The organism is Myxococcus llanfairpwllgwyngyllgogerychwyrndrobwllllantysiliogogogochensis (assembly GCF_006636215.1).
Lineage (GTDB): Bacteria > Myxococcota > Myxococcia > Myxococcales > Myxococcaceae > Myxococcus > Myxococcus llanfairpwllgwyngyllgogerychwyrndrobwllllantysiliogogogochensis.
The window spans coordinates 1-2,086 of sequence record NZ_VIFM01000507.1 but is presented as its reverse complement, the minus strand read 5'-3'; the positions used below and the strand labels follow the sequence as shown (position 1 = coordinate 2,086).

Sequence of the window (2,086 nt, the reverse complement as noted above, 5' to 3'; positions counted from 1 at the left end):
CCCCCGCCCCGCCCAGGTGCCACGCCAGTTGATTCGCTCGCTTCTCCAACTGCGCGTACGTCAGCTCCTCCCCCTCGAACACCACCGCCACCGCCTCCGGCGTCCTCCCCGCCTGCGCCTCCACCAACTCGTGCGCGCAGACCTCCCAGCGTGGGCCCGTGGCTGAAGGGTTCCACGCCTCCAGCACGAGGCGTCGATCCGCTTCCGAGACGAGCGGCAATTCGGACAAGCGGTGGAGCGGGTTGGCGACCGCACCTTCGAGGAGCCGTTGCAGGTGCGCCACCAGTCGCTCCGCGGACGCGGGCTCGTAGAGGTCGGTGCGGTACTCCAACGTTCCGGTCAGACCGGTGGGCGTCTCGCGCAACATCAACGTGAAGTCGAACTTCGCGGTGCCACTGTCGACGTCCACGGACTCGAAGGAGAGTCCCGGAGTGGCCAGCTCCATGGGCGGGGTGTTGAGCAACACCATCGCCACCTGGAAGAACGGCGTGTGCCCCGGCTGCCGTTCGGGCTGGAGCACTTCCACCAGCTTCTCGAAGGGCACATCCTGGTGCGAGTACGCCCCCAGCGTCGTCTCACGCACGCGCCCCAGCAGCTCGCGGAACGTCGGGTCTCCCTTCAGCTTCGTGCGCAGCACCAGCGTGTTCACGAAGAATCCGATGAGCTCTTCGGTCTCCATCTGCTGGCGACCCGCGATGGGTGCCCCCACGCAGATGTCTTCCTGTCCCGAGTACCGCGACAGCAACGCCTGAAGCCCCGCGAGGAGCCCCATGAACAGCGTGGCGCCCTCGCGCTGGCACAGGCTCACCAGGGCCCGGGTGAGCTCCCGTGAGAACTCCACCTTGATCACCGCGCCTGGATTGCGAGCATCCAGGGCACGAGGATGATCGGTGGGAAGCTCCAGCAATGACGGTGCGCCCTCGAGCTGTTGCTTCCACCAGGAGAGCTGTCGCTCCAGGACATCGCCCTGGAGCCACTCTCGCTGCTGGACGGCGTAGTCCACGTACTGAAGGCCCAGCTCCGACAGCGGGGAGTGTCGCCCCACGCTGTACGCCTCGTAGAGCGTGACGACCTCTCGGATGAGCACGGCGATGGACCAGGCGTCCGCGATGATGTGGTGCATCGTCACGAGCAAAAGGTGCTCGTTGACGTCCAGCCGCACCAGCCCCGTGCGCAGCAGGGGGCCGCGCGTCAAGTCGAACGGCCGTCGGGCCTCGGCCCAGACCAGCCGCAGCGCCTCTGCTTCCTTCTCGGACTCCGGCAGTGACGCCAGGTCTTGAAGCGGCAACCGCATCCGCAGGGGCTCGCCTCGCGAGATGACCTGGACCGGCTTGCCCTCACGGGACTGGAAGACGGTGCGCAAGGACTGGTGGCGTCGCACCAGTTCGGTGAAGGCCCGCTCGAGCGCCTGCACATCCAGCGCGCCCTTCAACCGGAGCGCTGCGGGGATGTTGTAGAGGGGACTGCCGGGCCTGTACTGGTCCAGGAACCAAAGCCGCTGCTGGGCAAAAGAGAGCATCTCTTCCTCCGTGTCTCCCTGCTCGTTGGAACTACGGAACCGCGCACGCGCTCGCGCGAGCATCGACTGCGGAGCGTTGCCAGGCTTGAGCCGGACATCCGCCTCGATGCGCTTCGCGAGCGCCGCGACAGATGGCGCTTCAAAAAGAGTCCTCAAGGGAACCTCGGCCTTGAGCAAGGCGCGGATGCGCGCCACCAACTGGGTCGCCAACAATGAGTGGCCACCGATGCTGAAGAAACTGTCGGTGACGCTGACGCGCGGCAACTTCAGCACCGCCGCGAAGGCCTCCGCCAACTGCACCTCCAGCGCGTCCCTCGGTGCCACGAAGGGCGCCGCGCCCCGCAGGCTCTCCACGTCCGGCGCCGGCAGCTTGCTTCTCGCCAGCTTCCCGCTCGGCGTCAGCGGCAGTGCCTCCAACTTCATCAGCGCCGGCGGCACCATGTGCTCCGGAAGCTTCCTCGCCAGCGCCTCTCGCAGCACCTCCGGCTCCCACTCCACGTCCTCCCCCAGCACCACGTACCCCACCAGCCTCTTGTCCCCCGGCGCGTCCTCGTGCACCCCCGCCGC

The 2,086-nt window shown here is 67.4% G+C and carries 1 protein-coding gene; it reads right to left on the bottom strand.

Annotation, left to right across the window (positions count from 1 at the left end):
* On the bottom strand, window positions 1–2,086 hold a 2,086-nt coding region (locus FJV41_RS48890; RefSeq protein WP_141649471.1), incomplete at both ends, for a condensation domain-containing protein.